Genomic DNA, 18,110 nt, shown 5'->3' with positions numbered 1-18,110 from the left:
CACAGCAGTTTGACATCCTCCCCCCATGAATGAGGGGGATTCCGACCGTCGCCGGTCGGTTTTCCTGCCTCACCGCCGGTCGCCCGCCCGAGAGGGCGACTCTCGTTGAGGTCTTACATCAGCTCCACAGGCGTTTCAGCTCTCCGCCAGCCCGGCGGCGAGCAGCATGTTCTGGGCCGCGTTCACCTCCCGGTCATGGACCGCGCCACACGCACAGACCCACACCCGGACGCTCAACGGCATCTCCTCCTGCAGCGTCCCGCAGACCGAGCACAACTTGGAGGAGGGAAAGAAGCGGTCCACGACCGCCAGCGTGCGGCGGTACCAGTCGGATTTGTACTCCAGCATGCTGCGCAGCGTTCGCCAGCCGGCATCGGAGATGGCGCGGGCCAGCGCGTGGTTCTTGAGCAGGTTGCGGACGGCCAGGTCCTCCACGGCGATCACTTGATTCTCGCGAACCAGCCGTGTGGAGACCTTGTGCAGGTAGTCGCGCCTGCGGTCGGCGATCCGGGCGTGCACCCGCGCCACCTTCAGCCGGGCCTTGGCCCGGTTGTTCGACCCCTTCTCCTTACGGGCCAGGGCCCGCTGCGCCTTGGCCAGCCTGCGCCGCTCACGACGCTCGTGACGCGGGTTGGCGATCTGCTCGCCGCACGACAGCGTGAGCAGCGCGGTCAGGCCAGCGTCCAGGCCCGCGGACTGCTCGACGGGCGGCAAGGGCGCGATCTTCTCCTCGACCAGGAGGGACACGAACCACCGACCAGCGGCGTCCCTGGACACGGTGACCGTGGACGGCTCAGCTCCCTCAGGCAGTGGGCGCGACCACACGATGTCCAGCGGCGCGCCCATCTTGGCCAGGGTGAGCCGGCCCTCGCGCCAGCGAAACGCCGAACGGGTGTATTCGGCCGACGCCCGCGCTCTCTTCTTGCTCTTGAACGTCGGATACTTCGCGCGGCGGGCGAAGAAGTTCGCGAACGCCGCTTGCAGGTGCCTGAGTGCCTGCTGGAGCGGCACCGATGACACCTCGTTCAGAAACGCCAGCTCGGGTGTCTTCTTCCATGCGGTCAGCGTCGCGGACGATTCGGTGTAGGAGACACCGCGCCCGTCCTGGGTGTAGGCGCGGGTTCGCTCTTCGAGCGCTTTGTTGTAGACCAGGCGCACGCAGCCGAACGTCCGGACAAGCTGTTCGGCCTGTTCCGGGGTCGGGTAGAAGCGGTACTTGTAGGCCCGCTTCACGAGCTGCGCCACCTTTCGATTCTATGTGCGAGATCACTCGCGCACCGGCCGATCAGGAAAGACGACGGTTCGCCTGGCGGCGTAACGCCTGCTCCTGCCCTGCTGCGCAGGAGTCCGATTCCTCCCCCGCCTGAAGGCGGGGGTCTCCTCGGAGGCATCTGACGACCGTAGCGTGACCCCGCCGTCACCGATTGCCGTACAAGGTTGGGGTCACTCCTCCTCGGACAGGACGCGCTGGGCGACGGCGAAGGCGGCGTTGGCGGCCGGGACGCCGCAGTAGACGGCGCTCTGCAGCAGCACCTCGCCGATCTCGTCCGGGGTCAGCCCGTTGCGGAGCGCCGCCCGTACGTGCATGGCCAGCTCGTCCAGGTGGCCGTGGGCGACGAGCGCGGTCAGCGTGACGCAACTGCGGGTGCGCCGGTCGAGGCCGGGCCTGGTCCAGATCTCGCCCCAGGCGTAGCGGGTGATGAAGTCCTGGAAGTCCCTGGTGAACGACGTGGTACGGGCCACCGCCCGGTCCACGTGCGCGTCGCCCAGCACCTCGCGCCGCACCCGCATGCCGGGCGTGGCGGTCAGGTGGGCGGGCAGGTGGGCGAGCAGCGCGGCGGTCAGGCGTTCCGGCTGGTCGGCGGGGGCCAGGTGGGCGGCGCCGGCCAGCTCCACGAGCGTCGCGCCGGGGATGCCGTCGGCAAGCTCCCTGGCGTGCGCGGGCGGCGTGGCCGGATCGTCCCGGCCCGCCACGACCAGGGTGGGAGCCTTGATCGCGGCCAGCTCGGCGCGCACGTCGTAGGTCGCCAGGGCGTCGCAGCAGGCGGCGTACCCCTCGGGGTCGGCGGCGGCCAGGTCGTCCAGCAGCGCCTGCTGCGGCGGCCCGGCGAACCAGCGGGCGGCCGTGCTCTCCAGCAGCGGGCCGGTGCCCTCGGCGCGCACCAGCCGGGCCCGCTCGTGCCACGACGCGGGCTCGCCGAAGCGGGCGGAGGAGCAGACCATCGCGAGCGAGCGCACCCGGCCGGGGTGGCGCAGTGCCAGGGTCGCGCCGATCGCGCCGCCGATGGACACGCCCGCGTAGTGGAAGGTGGCGAAGCCGGCCGCGCCGGCCGTCTCCAGCACCAGGGCGGCCAGGTCCTCGACCGTGGCCACCGGGGTCGCAGGGGAGCCGCCGTGGCCCGGCAGGTCGAACCTCAGCACCCGGAACGTCCGCGCCAGCGCGGCGAGCTGCGGCTCCCACAGCCGCAGGGACGTGCCGAGCGACGGGCCGAGGATCAGCGGCTCGCCGTCCGCCGGGCCGTCCAGCCGGTGGTGCAACATCGTCAGTCCTCCTTGAGAGCCCGCTCCACCAGGGCGCGGGCGGAGCCCGTGGAGCCGGACAGGGTCAGGTTGGCGCGCATGCGCTCGGGGTGCACCCGCAGCCCGGCGACCAGCTCGGCCGCGTCGCGGGCCGCCCCGGCGACCAGGCGCAGGCACTCGCGCAGCGGCTGCCACTCGGCGTGCCAGGCGCCGGAGGGGCGTTCGTCCTCGGCGGCGAGCGAGCCGTACAGGACGGCGGCCTGCGCCGGGACCTGCCGCGCCGCTGCGGCGATCATGGTGGCGCGGACCGGGTTGTGCTTGTGCGGCATGGACGACGAGCCGCCGCCGACGCCCTCGGACAGCTCGCCCACCTCGGTGCGCGAGAGCACGAGCACGTCGGCCGCGAGCTTGCCGAGCGCGCCCGACGCGAACGCCAGCGCCCCGCCGAGGTCGGCCACCGGCGTGCGCAGCACGTGCCACGGCAGCACCGGCTCGGCCAGCCCCAGCTCGGCGGCGAACAGGGTGGCGAGCCGCAGCCCGGGGTCCCCGCCCGGCTCCGGCTCCGGCTCCGGTTGCTCGGGGTGGAAGGCGGCCTCGGCGGCCTCGGGGTGGAAGGCGGCCTCGGCGGCCTCGGCGGCCTCGGCGGCCTCAGGGTGGAAGGCGGCCAGCGTGCCCGCGGCCCCGCCGAGCTGCGCCGGCAGGGCGCCGCGAACGGCGCGCAGCCGGTCGCGGGCGTCCAGGACCAGCTTGCGCCAGCCCGCCGCCTTCAGCCCGAACGTCGTCGGCACCGCCTGCTGGGTGAGCGTCCGCGCGGCCATCACGGTGTCGCGGTGCGCGGCGGCCAGCCCGGCGAGGTCCCCGGCCACCCGGCCGAGGTCCGCCAGCACCGGGCCCAGCGTCCGATGGGCCACCAGCATGAGCGCGGTGTCCATGATGTCCTGGCTGGTCGCGCCCCGGTGCACGTGCGCGCCGTACGGCCCGGCCGCCGCGCGCAGGTCCTCCACGAGCGGGATCACCGGGTTGCCGCCGGAACGCGCCCGCGCCACGAGCCCCGGCAGGTCGAACGCGGCCACCCGTGCCGCCCCCGCCACCGCCTCGGCCGCCTCCCGCGGCGCCCGGCCGAGCGCCGCCTGGGCGCGGGTCAGCGCGACCTCGGCGTCCAGCAGGGCGCGCAGCACGGCGACGTCACCGGTCTCCTCGGCCGCGCCCCGCATGGGGGACAGCAGGCCGAGATCGGCGTCCGGGTCAGCCGAAGTCCCCGGGTCAGCCGAAGTCAAGGAAGACCGTCTCCTTCTCGCCCTGCAGATGGATGTCGAAGCGGTAGAAGTCCTCGCGCTCCGGCACGGCCAGCAGCGTCTCCCGCCGCTCGGCCGGCACCGTGTCCAGGAAGGCCGCGTCGCGGTCGAAGTAGACGCGGGTGAACAGGTGGTCCAGCAGGCCGCGGGCGAAGACGCACACGCTGATGTAGCCGTTACCCGGCATGAGCGTACGCAACCCGTAGCGGCCGTCGGCGTCGGTCGGCACCCGGCCGAAGCCGGTGAAGTCGAGCCCGTGCCGTCCGATGACGGCCCCGGTGACCGGGTCGCGGCGCAGCGAGCCCGGCCGGCCGCGCAGGTCGCCCGACGGGTCGGCCTGCCAGAACTCCAGCAGCGCGTCCGGCACCGGCGCGCCGGCGCCGTCGTAGACGTACCCCTGGACGGTGATCCCGCCGGTGGCGAGGTCGCCGCCGCCGGGGAACGGCAGCGCGTAGCCGTAGAACGGACCGATCGTCTGCGAAGGGGTCGGCTTCGTCATCGTCCCTCCTCCATCCAGGTCGCGGCCGGGCCGTCGAGGACGATGTCCCAGCGGTAGCCCAGCGAGAACTCGGGCACGGACAGGTCGTGGTCGTAGGCGGACACGAGCCGCTGCCGGGCCCGCTCGTCCGTCACCGACTGCAGCACCGGGTCGAACGGGAACAGCGGATCGCCCGGGAAGTACATCTGGGTGACCAGCCGCTGCGTGAACGCCGTGCCGAACACTGAGAAGTGGATGTGCGCCGGCCGCCAGGCGTTGACGTGGTTGCGCCACGGGTACGGCCCCGGCTTGATCGTGGTGAAGTGGTATCGGCCCTCGTCGTCGGTCAGGCAGCGCCCGACTCCGGAGAAGTTGGGGTCGAGCGGGGCGGGGTGGTCGTCCCGCTGGTGCGGGTAGCGGCCGGCGGCGTTGGCCTGCCACACCTCGACGAGCTGGCCGCGTACTGGCCGGCCGTCGCGGTCGAGCACCCGGCCCTGCACGGTGATCCGCTCGCCGAGCGGCTCGCCGAGGTGCTGCTTGGTCAGGTCGGAGTCGAGCGCGGTCACGTCGGAGACGCCGAACACGGGCCCGGCCAGCTCGGCCGCCTCGGGGTCCTTGACCGCGAGCGCCGGCAGCTTCGGGTGGCGGAGGATGCTGCTGCGGTAGGGGGCGAAGTCGCGCAGCGGCTGGTGCTGCTCCTCGCCGGCGTGCGCCTCGTGCAGCTCGGCGATCTCGCGGTCGATGTCGGCCTGCGAGGGGGGTGGGATCATGCGGGGCTACCTTTCCAGTACGACGGCCAGGCCCTGGCCGACGCCGATGCAGAGACAGGCCAGGCCGACGCCGGAGCCGGCCGCCGCGAGGCGGTGCGCCACGGCGCCGGTGACGCGGGCGCCGGACGCGCCGAGCGGGTGCCCGAGCGCGATCGCGCCGCCCTCGGGGTTGACCAGGGCGGGGTCGAGATCGGGCAGCTCGGCCAGGCAGCCGAGCGTCTGGGCGGCGAACGCCTCGTTCAGCTCGGCCGTGGTGAGGTCGGCGAAGGTGCGGCCGGCCTTGGCGAGCGCCCGCTTCGCGGCCTCGACCGGGCCGAGGCCGAAGTAGCGGGGTTCGAGAGCGCTGGCGGCGCCGGCGGTGATCCGCGCCAGGGGTTCGCGGCCGCCCAGCCCGTCCTCGTCGGTGAGCAGCAGCGCCGCCGCGCCGTCGTTGAGCGGGGAGGAGTTCCCCGCGGTGACCGTGCCCTCCTTGCGGAAGACCGGCTTGAGCCGGGCGAGCTTGTCCAGCGAGCTGTCCTCGCGGATGCCCTCGTCCCTGCTCACGTCCCCGACGGGGACGATCTCGCGCTCGAAGGACGCCTTGGCCGCCTTCTGGTGGCTGGCCAGGGCGTAGGCGTCCTGCTGCTCGCGGGTGATGCCGTGCTTGTCGGCGATCAGCTCGGCGCCCTCGCCGAGCGGCACCGTGTGCTCGGCGGGCATGTTCGGGTTGACCAGGCGCCAGCCGAGCGTCGTGGAGACCAGCTCCGTGCCGCCCGCGGGGAAGGCCCGCTCGGGCTTGGGCAGCACCCAGGGGGCACGGGTCATCGACTCGACGCCGCCCGCGATCACGGTGGAGGCGTCGCCGAGCGCGATCATCCGGTAAGCCTGGATGACCGCCTCCATGCCGGATCCGCACAGCCGGTTCACGGTCGCGCCCGGCGTGCTCACCGGCAGCCCGGCGAGCAGCGCGGCCATGCGGGCGACGTTGCGGTTCTCCTCGCCGGCGCCGTTGGCGTTGCCGAGGATCACCTCGTCGGGGGCCTCGACGCCGTTGCGCTCGGCGACCGCCCTGACCACGTGCGCGGCCAGGTCGTCGGGGCGGATCCCGGCCAGCGCGCCGTTGTGGCGGCCGAACGGGGTGCGGACGGCGTCCACGACGTAGACGGTCTTCATGCCAGGACCTCGGCTTCCGTACGCTCGCGCAGCTCCTCGACGCTCACGCCCGGCGCGGTCTCGACCAGCCGCAGCCCGTCCCCGGTGACGTCGAGCACGCCGAGGTCGGTGATGACGCGGTGGACGCACGCCTGCCCGGTGAGCGGCAGCGAACACCTGGTGACGATCTTCGGCGAGCCGTCCTTGGCCGTGTGATCCATGATCACGATGACCTTGCGCGCGCCGTGCACGAGGTCCATCGCCCCGCCCATGCCCTTGACCAGCTTGCCGGGCACCATCCAGTTGGCCAGGTCGCCCGTGGCCGACACCTGCATCGCGCCCAGCACCGCCACGTCGATGTGCCCGCCGCGGATCATCCCGAACGACAGCGAGGAGTCGAAGAACGACGCCCCCTCCCGTACGGTCACCGTCTCCTTGCCCGCGTTGATCAGGTCGGGGTCGACCTCGTGCTCGTACGGGTAGGGGCCGACGCCGAGCAGGCCGTTCTCCGAGTGGAGGATCACGTCCACGTCGTCGGGCAGGAACGACGGGATGCGGGTCGGCAGGCCGATGCCCAGGTTGACGTAGTCGCCGTCGCGCAGCTCGGCCGCCGCGCGCGCCACCATCTCGTCCCGCGTCCAGCTCATGATCGGGTGGTCCTCTTCTCGATGCCCTTGTCGGCGGCCTGCTCGGGGGTCAGCGCGACGACGCGCTGGACGAAGACGCCCGGCAGGTGGACCTCGTCGGGGTCCAGCTCGGTCAGCTCCTCGACCTCGGCGATCGTGACGCGCCCGGCCATCGCGGCCAGCGGGTTGAAGTTGCGCGCGGACTTGTTGAAGACGAGGTTGCCGTGGCGGTCGCCCTTGGCCGCGCGCACCAGCGCGAAGTCCGTCGTAATGCCGTGCTCCAGCACGTACGGGCGGCCGTCGAACTCGCGTACCTCCTTGGGCGGCGAGGCCACGGCGACGGAGCCGTCCGGGTTGTGGCGCAGCGGCAGCCCGCCGTCGGCGACCGGCGTGCCGACCCCGGCCGGGGTGTAGAAGGCGGGGATGCCGGCGCCGCCCGCGCGCAGCCGCTCGGCGAGGCTGCCCTGCGGGGTCAGCTCGACCTCCAGCTCGCCGCCGAGGTACTGGCGGGCGAACTCCTTGTTGTCGCCGATGTAGGAGGCGGTCACCCGCGCGATGCGGCCGGCGGCCAGCAGCACGCCGAGGCCGCCGCCGTCCACGCCGCAGTTGTTCGACACGACGGAAATGCCGGTCACGCCGGTGTTGTAGAGGGCCTGGATCAGCACGTTCGGGATGCCGCTCAGCCCGAACCCGCCGACCGCGAACGACGCGCCGTCCCGCACGTCGGCCAGCGCCTCCTCGGCCGAGGCCACCACCTTGTCTCTCCGCACGACGCTCCAATTCACCGGGAGTGTTCGCATAGTGAACTTTTGTCCACTATTGTGCTGTCGAGTATCCGTAAAGAGGGGTGGCCTGTCAAAGGAGCTCACTCGACCGGAGGAGTGACCGGATGGAAGCGCCCGGAAGTCCGGAACCCGGAACCCCGGAACCCGGAACCTTGGAACGCGGCCTCGCCGTGCTGCGCGTGCTGGCGGACGAGCCGGGACGGCCCATGGCCGCGACCGACCTCGTCCGCGCGACCGGGCTCGCGAGAAGCGCGGTGGACCGGGTGCTCGCCACCCTCACCCACCTCGGCTACCTGCGGCTCGACGGGCGGGAGGTACGGCTCGCGCCGCCGCTGATGGAGCTGGGGGAGGCGTACCTCGTGGGCGGCGGGCTCCGCGACGCCCTGTCGCCGGCGGCCCGGCGGCTGGCCGAGGAGCTCGACGAGTCGGTGTCGCTGGCCGTGCCGGACGGGGAAGGGGTGCGCTTCATCGCGCAGTTCACCCGGCGGCGCACCATGTCCGTGGCCTTCCGGGTCGGCGACCTGCTGCCCGCCGACCGGTGCGCGGCCGGGCTCGCGCTGCTCGACCCGGCCGCGCCGTGGGCCGTGGACGACCAGCTCGTGGAGCCGGGGCTGGTGGCCGTCGCGGTGCCGGTACGTGACCCGGACGGGCGGGCCGTGGGCGCGCTCAGCGTGGTCAGCCACACCAGCAGGCACACGGCGGACGGGCTGCGCGCGCACGCCCTGCCCCGGCTGCGCGCGACGGTGACCGAGATGGAGACGGCCCTCACCCGCCCGCCCGCGAACGGTGACCGGGACGGGGGCTCGGGCGTTTTGGGCGGGGCCTCGGACGGAGGCTCGGGTGGGGGCTCGGACGGAGGCTTGGGCGGAGGCTCGGGTGGGGGCTCGGGTGGGGGCTCGGGTGGGGGCTCGGCGGCAGGGGGCGTGGATCGGTCGCGGGCGGTCAAGCAGGAGCTCGGCGCCGGCTACCTGCAGTCGCTGGCCCGCGGCCTGGCCGTCATGGTCGCGCTCGGCCGGCCCGGCGGCGCCACCCTCGCCGACGCCTCCCGCACGACCGGCCAGCCCCGCGCGACCGTACGCCGCGCGGTCCAGACCCTGGAACGGCTCGGCTACGCCGCCGCCCGCGGCACCCGCTTCGTCCTGCTGCCGAAGGTGCTGGAGCTGGGCTACGCGCACCTGTCCGGCCTGCCCTTCCGCGCCGTCGTGCAGCCGCACCTCAACGACCTGGTCGCCCGGGTGCACGAGTCGGCGTCGGTCGCCGTGCTGTCCGGCGAGGACATCGTCTACCTGGCCCGCCGCCCGACCCGGCGGATCATGAGCGTGGACATCACGGTCGGCACCCGCTTCCCCGCCTACGCCACGTCCATGGGCCGGGTCCTGCTCGCCGACCTGCCGGAGGAGCGGCTGGACGCCATCGCGGTCAAGCCGCTGTCCAGCCACACCATCGCGACCACCGCCGAGCTGAAGGCGGTGGTGCGCCAGGTCGCCGCCGACGGGTACGCCCTGGTGGACCAGGAGCTGGAGGAGGGGGTGCGGTCGCTGGCGGTGCCCATCAGGGACGGCTCGGGGCGGGTGGTCGCGGCCGTCAACGTCGCCACGCACGCCAGCCGCGCCACCCCCGCCGACCTGGTGCGCGACGTCCTGCCCGAGCTGCGGGAGACGGCCGCGCGAATGGCGGCCGACCTGGCGTCCGTGCACGGCCCGGCCTGGAACGGCGACCTGCGCGAAGTGGTCCGCCTCGGCCGCTGATCCGCCCGGCCCGGGTCTGTGGGCCGTCCGGAGCCGAGGGCCGTCCGTAGCCGAGGGCCGCTGGGGCCGGGTCGGTGGGCCGTCCGTAGCCGAGGGCCGCTGGGGCCGGGTCGGTGGGCCGTCCGTAGCCGAGGCCCGTTGGGGCCGAGGGCCGGTCCGGGGCCGAGGGCCGGCGGGTCGGCTCAAGCCGCGCCGGTGGCCGTGGCCGCGCTTGTCGGCGATGGCCCAGGCGGCGTCCCACGAGCGGTAGCGGCGCCGGTCCAGCGCCCAGCGCGCGGCCGCGAAGCCCGTGACGGCGATCAGCACGGCCACCAGCACCACGAAGACCGCCATGCCCGCGCCCCGGATGACGATCTCCAGCGGCTTCTTCGGCGCGGTCGCCGGCCGCCCCTCGGCGTCGATCCAGATCCGCACCGCCGTGCCGCTCCTCGCCAGCCCCGGAGCCGCCACCTCACCGGTGCGCGCCGCTCCGTCCGGCCCCGTCCACCGCGCCGGCGTGCGCGGCAACTGCGGCGGCATCTCGCCGTACGTCGCCCTGGCCGGCGGCGCGTCCCGCAGCAGGGTGGCCGTCACCTGCTGCCGCCCGCCGGGCCCGACGCGGGTCTCGGCCATCCCGGCCCCGTACGTGGCCCTCCCCGCCAGCACCGCCGGCCAGACGCTCACGAGGACCAGCAGCACCGCCGCCACCACCAGCGCGGACTCCAGACGATCGGTACGGCGGCGCAGCGGGTTGCGATCCCATCGGTACCTGCGCGTCAACATCCTCAGGGAATCCAGTGCAGCTCTCACCGCGCACCTCCTCGACACCACAAGGGTGGGCTCCAACTGCCCGTACGGGGAGTGTCGTAAGCCTCACCGACCAGGGACCTTCGCCCTCTTCCGCATCCCGAACCACCCCATACCCCCAAAAACCCCCTGCACGCAGGGGTTTCAGGAACTCGGCCGGTACGCCGCTCGTTGTGCGGGCGCAAGTAGTGATCATCAACCGATCTTCGACAGGGAGAGCAACAGCCGTGGTCTTCAAACGCATGCTGGGCGCGTTCGGCGTCGGCGCGCCTTCGGTGGACACCGTCCTCGCCACGTCGCGCACGCGGCCGGGCGGCACGCTGGAGGGCGAGGTCCGGCTCAAGGGCGGCGACTTCGACGCCGAGATCGAGCACGTCACGCTCGGCCTGGTGGCGCGCGTGGAAATCGAGTACGGCGACTCCGAGGGCGCCGGCGTCACCGAGTTCGGCCGCCTCCAGGTCTCCGGGCCGTTCACGCTGCGCAAGGGCGAGGACCGCACGCTCGGCTTCACCATGCCCGTGCCGTGGGAGGCGCCCGTCAGCGAGATCGGCGGGCAGCCGCTGCGCGGCATGGTGCTCGGCGTGCGCACCGAGCTCGCCATCGCCAAGGCCGTCGACAAGGGCGACCTCGACCCGTTCGCGGTCGAGCCGCTGCCGTCGCAGCTGCGCATCCTGGACGCGTTCCTCGGCCTCGGCTTCTCGTTCAAGTCCGCGGACCTGGAGGCCGGGCGGCTGGTCGGCGTGGACCAGCGGCTGCCGTTCTACCAGGAGATCGAGTTCTACCCGCCGCCGCAGTACCAGGGCCTGATCAACGAGGTCGAGGTGACCTTCGTCGCCACTCCCGAGGGGCTGACCGTCGTCCTGGAGGCCGACAAGCGGTCCGGCCGCTACTCCTCCGGCGACGCCATCGACCACTTCACCGTCAGCCACGACGACGCCCTGCGCACCGACTGGCCCGGCGAGATCGGGCGCTGGCTCCAGCGCCTCTCCGAGTACGGCGGCCACCACGGCGCCCCGCACGGCTACCACGACCCGCACGGCTACCACGACCCGCACCACCAGCCGTACCACGACGACCACCACCACCAGCACAGGAGCGGGCCGGGCGTCGGCGCGGTGGTCGCCGCCGGCGCGGCCGGCGTCGTGGGCGGACTGGTGGCCGGCGAGATCATCGAAGAGGTCTTCGAGGACGACGACGAGGGCGGCGACGACGAGTGGTGATCCCGCGCCGGGCCTAGGCCAGGCCGAGGTCTGAGCGGAGTGGGACGGGCGGCCGCGGGGGGATGTGTCCCGCGGCCGCCCGTCGGCTCACTCGCGGCGGCGCTTGACGTACAGGCCGGCGGTGAGCGAGACGCCGAGCGCCGCCAGCGCCACCTGGATCAGCAGCTCGATCCAGTCGATGCCGCTGGTGTCGGCGACGCCGAGCGCGGCGGCGATGGCGGTCCCGATGAGGGCCGCCACCACGCCGATGAGGATGGTGAGCCAGATCGGGATGCGCTGGCGTCCGGGCACGACGAGCCGCCCGAGAGCGCCGATGACGATGCCGATGATCAGGCCGGAGATGATGCCGGTGATTTCCATGGTGCGACTCCAGAAGAGACGACGATCGACGGCCATCCCGACAACGAACGAGCCGGCGCTCCGGGTGCCCGCCACCGCGCCCCGTCCGCCCGGGAGCTGTTGACACGGCACCCCCCACCCCAGGAAACTCTCCCAACACACCGCAAGGTGCCTACTGTAAACGTTTACGGCTCCCCTCGGAAGTGCTCCATGCCCCTGCCTCGCTGGATCGGCGCCGCCGCGCTGGCCGCCCTCACCACGTTCACCCTCCTCGCCCCGCCGGGCGAGACGGAGACGCGGGCGGGCGGCACGCTCACCACCGGCTCGGCCCCCTCGCCGGCCCTCGGCGGGGAGGCCGTCGCCTACACCGCCTACCTGCCCGCCGGTTACGACCGGGGCGGCGCCCGCCACCCCGTCCTCTACCTGCTCCACGGCCGCGGCGACACCATGCAGGCGTGGACCCGCGTCAAGACCGTGCTCGACGACCTGATCAGGACCAAGCGCATCCCGCCGGTCATCGCCGTCATGCCGGACGCCCCGTGGAGCGAACGCGGAAGCTGGTACACCGACTCCCGCTACACCGGCTCCGACCTGCCCGGGCGCAAGGTGGAGACCGCGCTCGCGCACGACCTGGTCGCGCACGTGGACGCCACCTACCGCACCGCGCCGATCCGCGAGGCCCGGCTGGTCGGCGGCTACTCGATGGGCGGCGCGGGCGCGCTCCGCTTCGCCCTCGCCCACCAGGACGTCTTCAGCGCCGCCGCCGTCCTCAGCCCCGCCGTCTACACCCCGCTGCCGCCCGGCGACTCCTCCGCCCGGGACTACGGCGCGTTCGGCGAGGGCGCGGCGAAGTTCTCCGACGACGTCTACCGCGAGCTCAACTACCCGGCCCTGCTGCCGAAGCTGGACCCCGACCTGCCGGTACGGATGTTCGTGGCCGTCGGCGACGACGAGTACGCCAACCCCGACCCCGCCGACGCCCGCCACGACCTCGACTTCGAGTCCGCCGCGCTCTACAACGCCGCCCGCCGCTCGCCCGCCGTCTCCGCCCAGCTTCGCGTCCTGGACGGCGGCCACGACTGGACCGTCTGGACGCCCGCCTTCGAGCAGGCCATGGCCGAGCTGGGCCCGGGTCTCAGCGTGACGCCGCCCGCCGGGCTGCCCGCCCCGCTGCACGGCACCGCCGCCACCGACTGGGCCGGCGGCGTCGCCGCCCACGCCGACGGCTCACTCACGGTCGGGTACGCGGCCGGCGGGCCCGTCGCCGGCCAGCCGCACGCCGGCCGCTTCGACGCGGTCATCACCCGCACCGGCGCGAACGGCTGGACCCGGCAGCTCGGCACGGCCGCCGACGAGCGCCTGTACGGGGTCGCGGCGCTGCCCGACGGCGGCGTGCTGGCCGCCGGCTACACCAAGGGCGACCTCGACGGCCGGCATCCCGGCAACGCGGCCGACGACGCGTTCGTGGTCCGGCTCGGCCCGGACGGCGCGGTCCGCTGGATCACCCAGTTCGGCGCGCCGGACGCCGCCGACCGGCTCTACGGCCTGGCCGCCGCGCCCGACGGCGGCGCGTACGTGGCCGGCTACACCAAGGGCGACCTCGACGGCCGCAACGCCGGCGACAAGGACGCCCTCGTGGCCCGGCTCACCCCGTCGGGCGAGCTGGCCTGGCTGCGCCAGTATGGCGGCCCCGGCGAGGACAAGGCGTACGGGGTGGCCGCGGACGCCGCGAATCTGTACGTCACGGGCAGCGCCACCGCCGCCCTGCCCGGCACGAGCGCGCTCGGCGGCCTCGACGGCTGGCTGGCCGCGTTCGGGACCGCCGACGGGACCCGTAAGTGGGCCACGACCGCGGGCGGCGACGGCGACGACCGGCTGAACGCGGTGACCGTCACCACCGGCGGCCTGGCCGTCGCGACGGGCGCCGTGAACGGGGACGCCCACACTGCGGCCTACGACGCCCGCGGCAAGCGGCGCTGGACCCACACCCTCGCCACCCCGTCCGCCGACGAGGGGGCCGCCGTGGCCGCGCTGCCCGGCGGCGAGGTCGAGGTCGTGGGCCACACGCGGGGCCGGGTGGGCGTCCAGGCGGGCGGCGCCGACGTGCTGACCCTCCGGCTCGACGCCAAGGGCGGGCAGCGCGCCGCCGCCCAGTTCGGCTCGGCCAGGGACGACGCCGTGGACCCGTTCGCCGAGCCGAACCTGTACGCCGCGCCGACACCGTCCGGCCAGGTAGCGGTCTCCGGCCTCACCTACGGCGCCGCCGGTCCCGGCAACGGGGACGTCTTCCTCGCCACGGTCGCCCCGGAGACCGGCCTGCCGTCCTAGAAAGAGACAGTTGAGCACCAGGACGACGTAGTGCCACGGCCGGGTCCGCACCGGCCGTGGCACAAGGAGTACGACTCTCACGTCCGCACGTGGGGCGGGCGTTTCTGGTCCCTCTCCTATGACGCGGGCTCGACCGGCGGCGCGAACCTGGCCCAAATGGGTGATCACAGGTCACCGCGTGGCGTTACCCGCCGTATCACCCTTGACTACTTAGAGTGAACAAGCGATGTCACATCGTGATCACAGGGAGAAATGGTGAAAGGTAACCTCATAGCCGCCGGCGGCGTACTCGCCGCCGCCGTCGCGCTCGTCGGCATGGCCGGCCCGGCGAACGCCGACGACGAGCGCTGCGACCTCGGCTCCAGCGACAAGACCCACTCGTTCGGCATCGACGCCGAAGCTGAGCGCATCTGGTTCACGAGCCGGGAGTCCAAGTCCTGCCAGAACCACGACGACCGGCACCACCACGACGGCTGGGGCAGGTCCGACGACGATTCCGACTCTGACGACGACGAGGCCGACGACCGGTCCGACCGTGGGTCCCGCCACGAATCCGACCGTGGGTCCGACCGCAGGTCCGAGCACGAATCCGACCGTGAGTCCGGCCGCGACTCCGATGACGGGTTCCACCGCGGGTTCAAGGACCGGTTCGACGGCGGGTTCGACGACAAGTCCGACCGCGGGTTCGACCGCGGGTTCAAGGGCAGGTTCGACGGCGGGTTCGACGACAAGTCCGACCGCGGGTTCCACCGTGGGTTCAAGGGCGGGTCCGAGGGCGACGCCGACGACCGCGGGTTCGACGGCGACTTCAACAAGGCGTCCTACGGGGACGACAAGGACGGCCACGACCGGGGCCGCGGCTGGGGCTGGATCGAGCCCGACGACCACGGCCGCACCTGGGGCGCCAACGGTTACCGCTACGAGGCCGCCAAGCACGACCGTCACTAGAGACTTTCTGGAGCGGGCCGGTCCCGGGGCCGTATCAGCGCCCCCGGGACCTCTCCCTGTGCGACCCGCCGCTCAGCGGTCCACGATCTCGTTCTTGCCGATGACCACGACGCCGCCGCGCGTGAGGGCGAAACGCGTACGGTCGTAGTCGAGGTCGAACCCGATCCGCGCGCCGTCGGGGATCACCACGTTCTTGTCGATGATCGCCTTGCGCACGATCGCGCCCCGCCCGATCTTGACGTTCTCCATCAGCACGGAGTCCTCCACCAGCGAGTGCGAGTGGAGCACCACCTTCGGCGACAGGACCGACCGTACGGCGGTGCCGCCCGAGACGATCACGCCGGGCGAGACCAGCGAGTCGATGGCCCGCCCCACCCGGTCGCCCTCGTTGTGGACGAACTTGGCCGGCGGCAGCGGGTCGTGGCCGGTGAAGATCGGCCACTTGTCGTTGTACAGGTTGAACACCGGATGCGCCGAGATGAGGTCCATGTGGGCCTCGTAGTAGGCGTCCAGCGTCCCCACGTCGCGCCAGTAGCCGCGGTCGCGCTCGGTCGAGCCGGGGACGATGTTGTTCTTGAAGTCGTAGACGTCGGCGCCGCCCGACTTGACCAGCATCGGGATGATGTTGCCGCCCAGGTCGTGCTTGCTGGTCGGGTCGAGCGCGTCCTCGCGCAGCGCGTCGATCATCGACTGCGTCTTGAACACGTAGTTGCCCATCGAGGCGTAGACCTCGTCGGGGGAGTCGGCGAGCCCCACCGCGTCCTTCGGCTTCTCCCTGAACGCGACGATCCTGCGCCCCTCGGGGTCGGTCTCGATGACGCCGAACTGGTCGGCCAGTGCCAGCGGCTGCCGGATCGCGGCCACGGTCACGTCCGCGCCGGAGTCCTCGTGCTGCTCGACCATCTGCCGCGGATCCATCCGGTAGATGTGGTCCGCGCCGAACACGATCACGTGCTCGGGCATCTCGTCGTAGATGAGATTGAGGTTCTGGAACAGCGCGTCGGCCGAGCCGGAGAACCACCGCGGGCCGAGCCGCTGCTGCGCGGGCACGGGCGTCACGTAGTTGCCGAGCATCGCCGACAGCCGCCAGGTGCGCGAGACGTGCCGGTCGAGGCTGTGGTTCTTGTACTGGGTCAACACGACGATCTTCAGGAAGCCGCCGTTCGCCAGATTCGACAGCACGAAGTCTACGAGCCGATATATCCCCCCGAACGGCACCGCCGGTTTGGCCCGATCCGCCGTGAGCGGCATGAGCCTCTTACCCTCTCCACCTGCCAGCACGACCGCAAGCACCCTCCGGGACCTCATGCCCGAGACGCTACCCTCAAATGGCCGTTCTATCGACGAATCCCGGCGCGGCTAACTTCCCTCGTGTCCCGATTTGCCGTTTGCGGGCCCGGCGGGGGTCGCCGAGCCCGGGCTCGCCGGTTGTGTCCCCATGGTCGCGTTGATCGTAAGGTCGTCTCTATGCGTGTTGATCTACTCAGCCGGGAGTATCCGCCCGAGGTGTACGGCGGCGCCGGGGTGCACATGGAATACCTCGCCCGGGAGCTGCGTCCGCTGGCCGACGTACGGGTGCGCTGTTTCGGCGCGGACCGTGCCGAACCGGGCGTCTCGGCGTACCGGGTGCCGGGCGGGCTGGAGAAGGCCAACGCGGCCCTGCAGGTGCTCGGCGTCGACCTGGAGATGGCCGCGGCCTGCGAGGGAGCCGACATCGTCCACTCTCATACCTGGTACGCCAACTTCGCCGGGCATGTCGCGAAACTCCTGCACGGCGTCCCCCACGTCATCACCACGCACAGCCTGGAGCCGCTGCGGCCGTGGAAGGCCGAGCAGCTCGGCGGCGGCTACACGATCTCCTCCTGGGCCGAGCGCACCGCCCTGGCCGCCGCGGACGCCGTCATCGCGGTCTCGGCCGGCATGCGCCGCGACGTGCTGGCCGCCTACCCCGAGATCGCGCCGGAGAAGGTCACCGTCATCCACAACGGCATCGACACCGCCGAGTACGCCCCCGACCCCGGCACCGACGTCCTCGCCCGGCACGGCATCGACCCCGACCGCCCGTACGTGATCTTCGTCGGCCGCATCACCCGCCAGAAGGGCCTGGTCCACCTGCTGCACGCGGCGCGCTCGTTCGACCCCGACGCCCAGCTCGTGCTCTGCGCCGGCGCGCCCGACACCCCCGAGATCGCCGCCGAGGTGAGCGGGCTCGTCCGCGACCTCGACCGCGACGGCGTCCACTGGATCCAGGAGATGCTGCCGAAGCCGCAGGTCATCCAGCTCCTCACGCACGCCGCGGTGTTCGTGTGCCCGTCGGTCTACGAGCCCATGGGCATCGTCAACCTGGAGGCGATGGCCTGCGAGACCGCCGTCGTCGCGACGGCCACCGGCGGCATTCCCGAGGTCGTGGCCGACGGCGAGACCGGCCTGCTCGTGCCCATCTCCCAGGAGCGCGACGGCACCCCGCACGACCCCGACCGCTTCGCCGCCGACCTGGCCGAGCGGGTCAACACGCTGCTGCGCGACCCCGTACGGGCCCGTGCCATGGGTCTCGCGGGGCGGGCGCGGGCGGTCGAGCACTTCTCGTGGGAGCGCATCGCCCACCGCACCATGGAGCTCTACGCCACGCTGTGACGCGCGTCGCGGGCGGGGCGGTCCGCTCCCGCCCGCGAGGTCACCTCAGGCGCGTTCCAGGACGACGATCGGGATCTCCCGGTCGGTCTTCTCCTGGTACTCGTCGTACTGCGGCCACGTCGCCGTCATGACCCGCCACATCTCCGGCCTCTCCTCGGGCCGGGCCGGGCGGGCCCGCGCCGCGAACCTCTCGCCCTTCACCTGCACCTCGACCTCGGGGTCCGCCCGCAGGTTCTTGAACCACTGCGGGTCGTCGGGCGCGCCGCCGTAGGAGGCCACGACGAGGTAGACGTCGCCGTGGCGCTGGTAGATCAGCGGTGTGGTGTACGGCCGGCCCGAGTTGCGGCCCTTCGTGGTCAGCAGCAGGACGGTGGTGTTGTTCCAGTCGTGCCCCTCCGCGCCGTCGGTCTCCTGATAACGCCGGACATGTTCCTTGCCATAGAGCATGCCCGCGACCTACCCACCAGGAAGAACCCTGCACCGCCGCCCCCGGCGTCTGTAC

At 72.9% G+C, this 18,110-nt stretch carries 15 protein-coding genes and 2 pseudogenes; 5 read left to right on the top strand and 12 right to left on the bottom strand.

The window, feature by feature from the left end; all coding sequences use genetic code 11:
• Positions 1–34: 34 nt before the first annotated feature.
• From ABD292_RS43580 to ABD292_RS43545, 8 genes and pseudogenes are all read right to left on the bottom strand, one after another.
• Positions 35–1,245: pseudogene (locus ABD292_RS43580) on the bottom strand (RNA-guided endonuclease InsQ/TnpB family protein); the annotation flags it as partial.
• A 198-nt stretch (positions 1,246–1,443) separates the two neighbouring features.
• The gene (gene pcaDC / locus ABD292_RS43575) at positions 1,444–2,541 is read right to left on the bottom strand and encodes a bifunctional 3-oxoadipate enol-lactonase/4-carboxymuconolactone decarboxylase PcaDC (RefSeq protein ID WP_344218304.1); all 1,098 of its coding nucleotides are present in this window, start codon (positions 2,539–2,541) and stop codon (positions 1,444–1,446) included.
• A 2-nt stretch (positions 2,542–2,543) separates the two neighbouring features.
• The gene (locus ABD292_RS43570; RefSeq protein ID WP_344218302.1) at positions 2,544–3,797 is read right to left on the bottom strand and encodes a lyase family protein; all 1,254 of its coding nucleotides are present in this window, start codon (positions 3,795–3,797) and stop codon (positions 2,544–2,546) included.
• On the bottom strand, positions 3,784–4,314 hold the full coding sequence (gene pcaG / locus ABD292_RS43565; protein WP_344218300.1) for a protocatechuate 3,4-dioxygenase subunit alpha: 531 nt from the start codon (positions 4,312–4,314) through the stop codon (positions 3,784–3,786). Before pcaG ends, ABD292_RS43570 begins: the two co-directional genes overlap by 14 nt.
• On the bottom strand, positions 4,311–5,063 hold the full coding sequence (gene pcaH, locus ABD292_RS43560; RefSeq protein WP_344218298.1) for a protocatechuate 3,4-dioxygenase subunit beta: 753 nt from the start codon (positions 5,061–5,063) through the stop codon (positions 4,311–4,313). Before pcaH ends, pcaG begins: the two co-directional genes overlap by 4 nt.
• 6 nt (positions 5,064–5,069) lie before the next feature.
• The gene (locus ABD292_RS43555) at positions 5,070–6,215 is read right to left on the bottom strand and encodes a thiolase family protein (protein ID WP_344218296.1); all 1,146 of its coding nucleotides are present in this window, start codon (positions 6,213–6,215) and stop codon (positions 5,070–5,072) included.
• Positions 6,212–6,841, bottom strand: coding sequence for a CoA transferase subunit B (locus ABD292_RS43550; RefSeq protein WP_344218294.1), 630 nt, complete (start codon positions 6,839–6,841; stop codon positions 6,212–6,214). The genes ABD292_RS43555 and ABD292_RS43550 overlap by 4 nt, the downstream gene beginning before the upstream one ends.
• A complete protein-coding gene (locus ABD292_RS43545) occupies positions 6,838–7,590 on the bottom strand; it encodes a CoA transferase subunit A (protein ID WP_364444911.1) in 753 nt (250 codons plus the stop codon). Before ABD292_RS43545 ends, ABD292_RS43550 begins: the two co-directional genes overlap by 4 nt.
• Before the next feature lie 167 nt (positions 7,591–7,757).
• Here ABD292_RS43545 and ABD292_RS43540 point away from each other — a divergent pair, with 167 nt between their 5' ends.
• Complete coding sequence (locus tag ABD292_RS43540; RefSeq protein ID WP_344218290.1) at positions 7,758–9,353, top strand: IclR family transcriptional regulator domain-containing protein; 1,596 nt, start codon at positions 7,758–7,760, stop codon at positions 9,351–9,353.
• Positions 9,354–9,584: 231 nt separating this feature from the next.
• Here the strand turns inward: ABD292_RS43540 and ABD292_RS49140 are convergent.
• Positions 9,585–10,115, bottom strand: a pseudogene (locus ABD292_RS49140) (Rv1733c family protein); the annotation flags it as partial.
• 251 nt (positions 10,116–10,366) lie between these two features.
• Between ABD292_RS49140 and ABD292_RS43535 the strand changes: the two are divergent.
• Entirely contained in the window at positions 10,367–11,359 is a 993-nt protein-coding gene (locus tag ABD292_RS43535) for a sporulation protein (protein ID WP_344218288.1), read from the top strand.
• Between the two features lie 87 nt (positions 11,360–11,446).
• On the opposite strand, the gene ABD292_RS43530 is transcribed toward ABD292_RS43535, so the two are convergent.
• Positions 11,447–11,719, bottom strand: a complete 273-nt coding sequence (locus ABD292_RS43530) for a GlsB/YeaQ/YmgE family stress response membrane protein (protein WP_344218286.1) — start codon at positions 11,717–11,719, stop codon at positions 11,447–11,449.
• 189 nt (positions 11,720–11,908) lie between these two features.
• Between ABD292_RS43530 and ABD292_RS43525 the strand changes: the two genes are divergently transcribed.
• Both ABD292_RS43525 and ABD292_RS43520 read left to right on the top strand, forming a co-directional pair.
• Entirely contained in the window at positions 11,909–14,026 is a 2,118-nt protein-coding gene (locus ABD292_RS43525; protein ID WP_344218284.1) for an alpha/beta hydrolase-fold protein, read from the top strand.
• A 252-nt stretch (positions 14,027–14,278) separates the two neighbouring features.
• Positions 14,279–14,974: a hypothetical protein gene (locus ABD292_RS43520; RefSeq protein WP_344218282.1), complete on the top strand. Its 696-nt coding sequence runs from the start codon at positions 14,279–14,281 to the stop codon at positions 14,972–14,974.
• Between the two features lie 72 nt (positions 14,975–15,046).
• Here the strand turns inward: ABD292_RS43520 and glgC are convergent, their stop codons facing one another.
• The gene (gene glgC, locus ABD292_RS43515; protein ID WP_329574602.1) at positions 15,047–16,282 is read right to left on the bottom strand and encodes a glucose-1-phosphate adenylyltransferase; all 1,236 of its coding nucleotides are present in this window, start codon (positions 16,280–16,282) and stop codon (positions 15,047–15,049) included.
• Positions 16,283–16,441: 159 nt separating this feature from the next.
• Here glgC and glgA point away from each other — a divergent pair, with 159 nt between their 5' ends.
• The gene (gene glgA / locus ABD292_RS43510) at positions 16,442–17,608 is read left to right on the top strand and encodes a glycogen synthase (RefSeq protein WP_344218279.1); all 1,167 of its coding nucleotides are present in this window, start codon (positions 16,442–16,444) and stop codon (positions 17,606–17,608) included.
• 45 nt (positions 17,609–17,653) lie between these two features.
• On the opposite strand, the gene ABD292_RS43505 is transcribed toward glgA, so the two are convergent.
• Entirely contained in the window at positions 17,654–18,055 is a 402-nt protein-coding gene (locus ABD292_RS43505; RefSeq protein ID WP_344218277.1) for a nitroreductase family deazaflavin-dependent oxidoreductase, read from the bottom strand.
• Between the last annotated feature and the right edge of the window lie 55 nt (positions 18,056–18,110).

Origin of the sequence: Nonomuraea bangladeshensis (assembly GCF_039529455.1) — a bacterium.
GTDB lineage: Bacteria > Actinomycetota > Actinomycetes > Streptosporangiales > Streptosporangiaceae > Nonomuraea > Nonomuraea bangladeshensis.
This window is presented reverse-complemented; position numbering and strand designations above follow the sequence as displayed.

Excerpts from the sequence above, each read along its gene's own strand:
- ABD292_RS43530 (WP_344218286.1), bottom strand. The coding sequence starts at position 11,719 with ATGGAAATCACCGGCATCATCTCCGGCCTGATCATCGGCATCGTCATC.
- pcaDC (WP_344218304.1), bottom strand. The coding sequence starts at position 2,541 with ATGTTGCACCACCGGCTGGACGGCCCGGCGGACGGCGAGCCGCTGATC.
- ABD292_RS43525 (WP_344218284.1), top strand. The coding sequence starts at position 11,909 with ATGCCCCTGCCTCGCTGGATCGGCGCCGCCGCGCTGGCCGCCCTCACC.
- pcaH (WP_344218298.1), bottom strand. The coding sequence starts at position 5,063 with ATGATCCCACCCCCCTCGCAGGCCGACATCGACCGCGAGATCGCCGAG.
- glgA (WP_344218279.1), top strand. The coding sequence starts at position 16,442 with ATGCGTGTTGATCTACTCAGCCGGGAGTATCCGCCCGAGGTGTACGGC.
- ABD292_RS43550 (WP_344218294.1), bottom strand. The coding sequence starts at position 6,841 with ATGAGCTGGACGCGGGACGAGATGGTGGCGCGCGCGGCGGCCGAGCTG.
- ABD292_RS43520 (WP_344218282.1), top strand. The coding sequence starts at position 14,279 with ATGGTGAAAGGTAACCTCATAGCCGCCGGCGGCGTACTCGCCGCCGCC.
- pcaG (WP_344218300.1), bottom strand. The coding sequence starts at position 4,314 with ATGACGAAGCCGACCCCTTCGCAGACGATCGGTCCGTTCTACGGCTAC.
- glgC (WP_329574602.1), bottom strand. The coding sequence starts at position 16,282 with ATGAGGTCCCGGAGGGTGCTTGCGGTCGTGCTGGCAGGTGGAGAGGGT.
- ABD292_RS43505 (WP_344218277.1), bottom strand. The coding sequence starts at position 18,055 with ATGCTCTATGGCAAGGAACATGTCCGGCGTTATCAGGAGACCGACGGC.
- ABD292_RS43555 (WP_344218296.1), bottom strand. The coding sequence starts at position 6,215 with ATGAAGACCGTCTACGTCGTGGACGCCGTCCGCACCCCGTTCGGCCGC.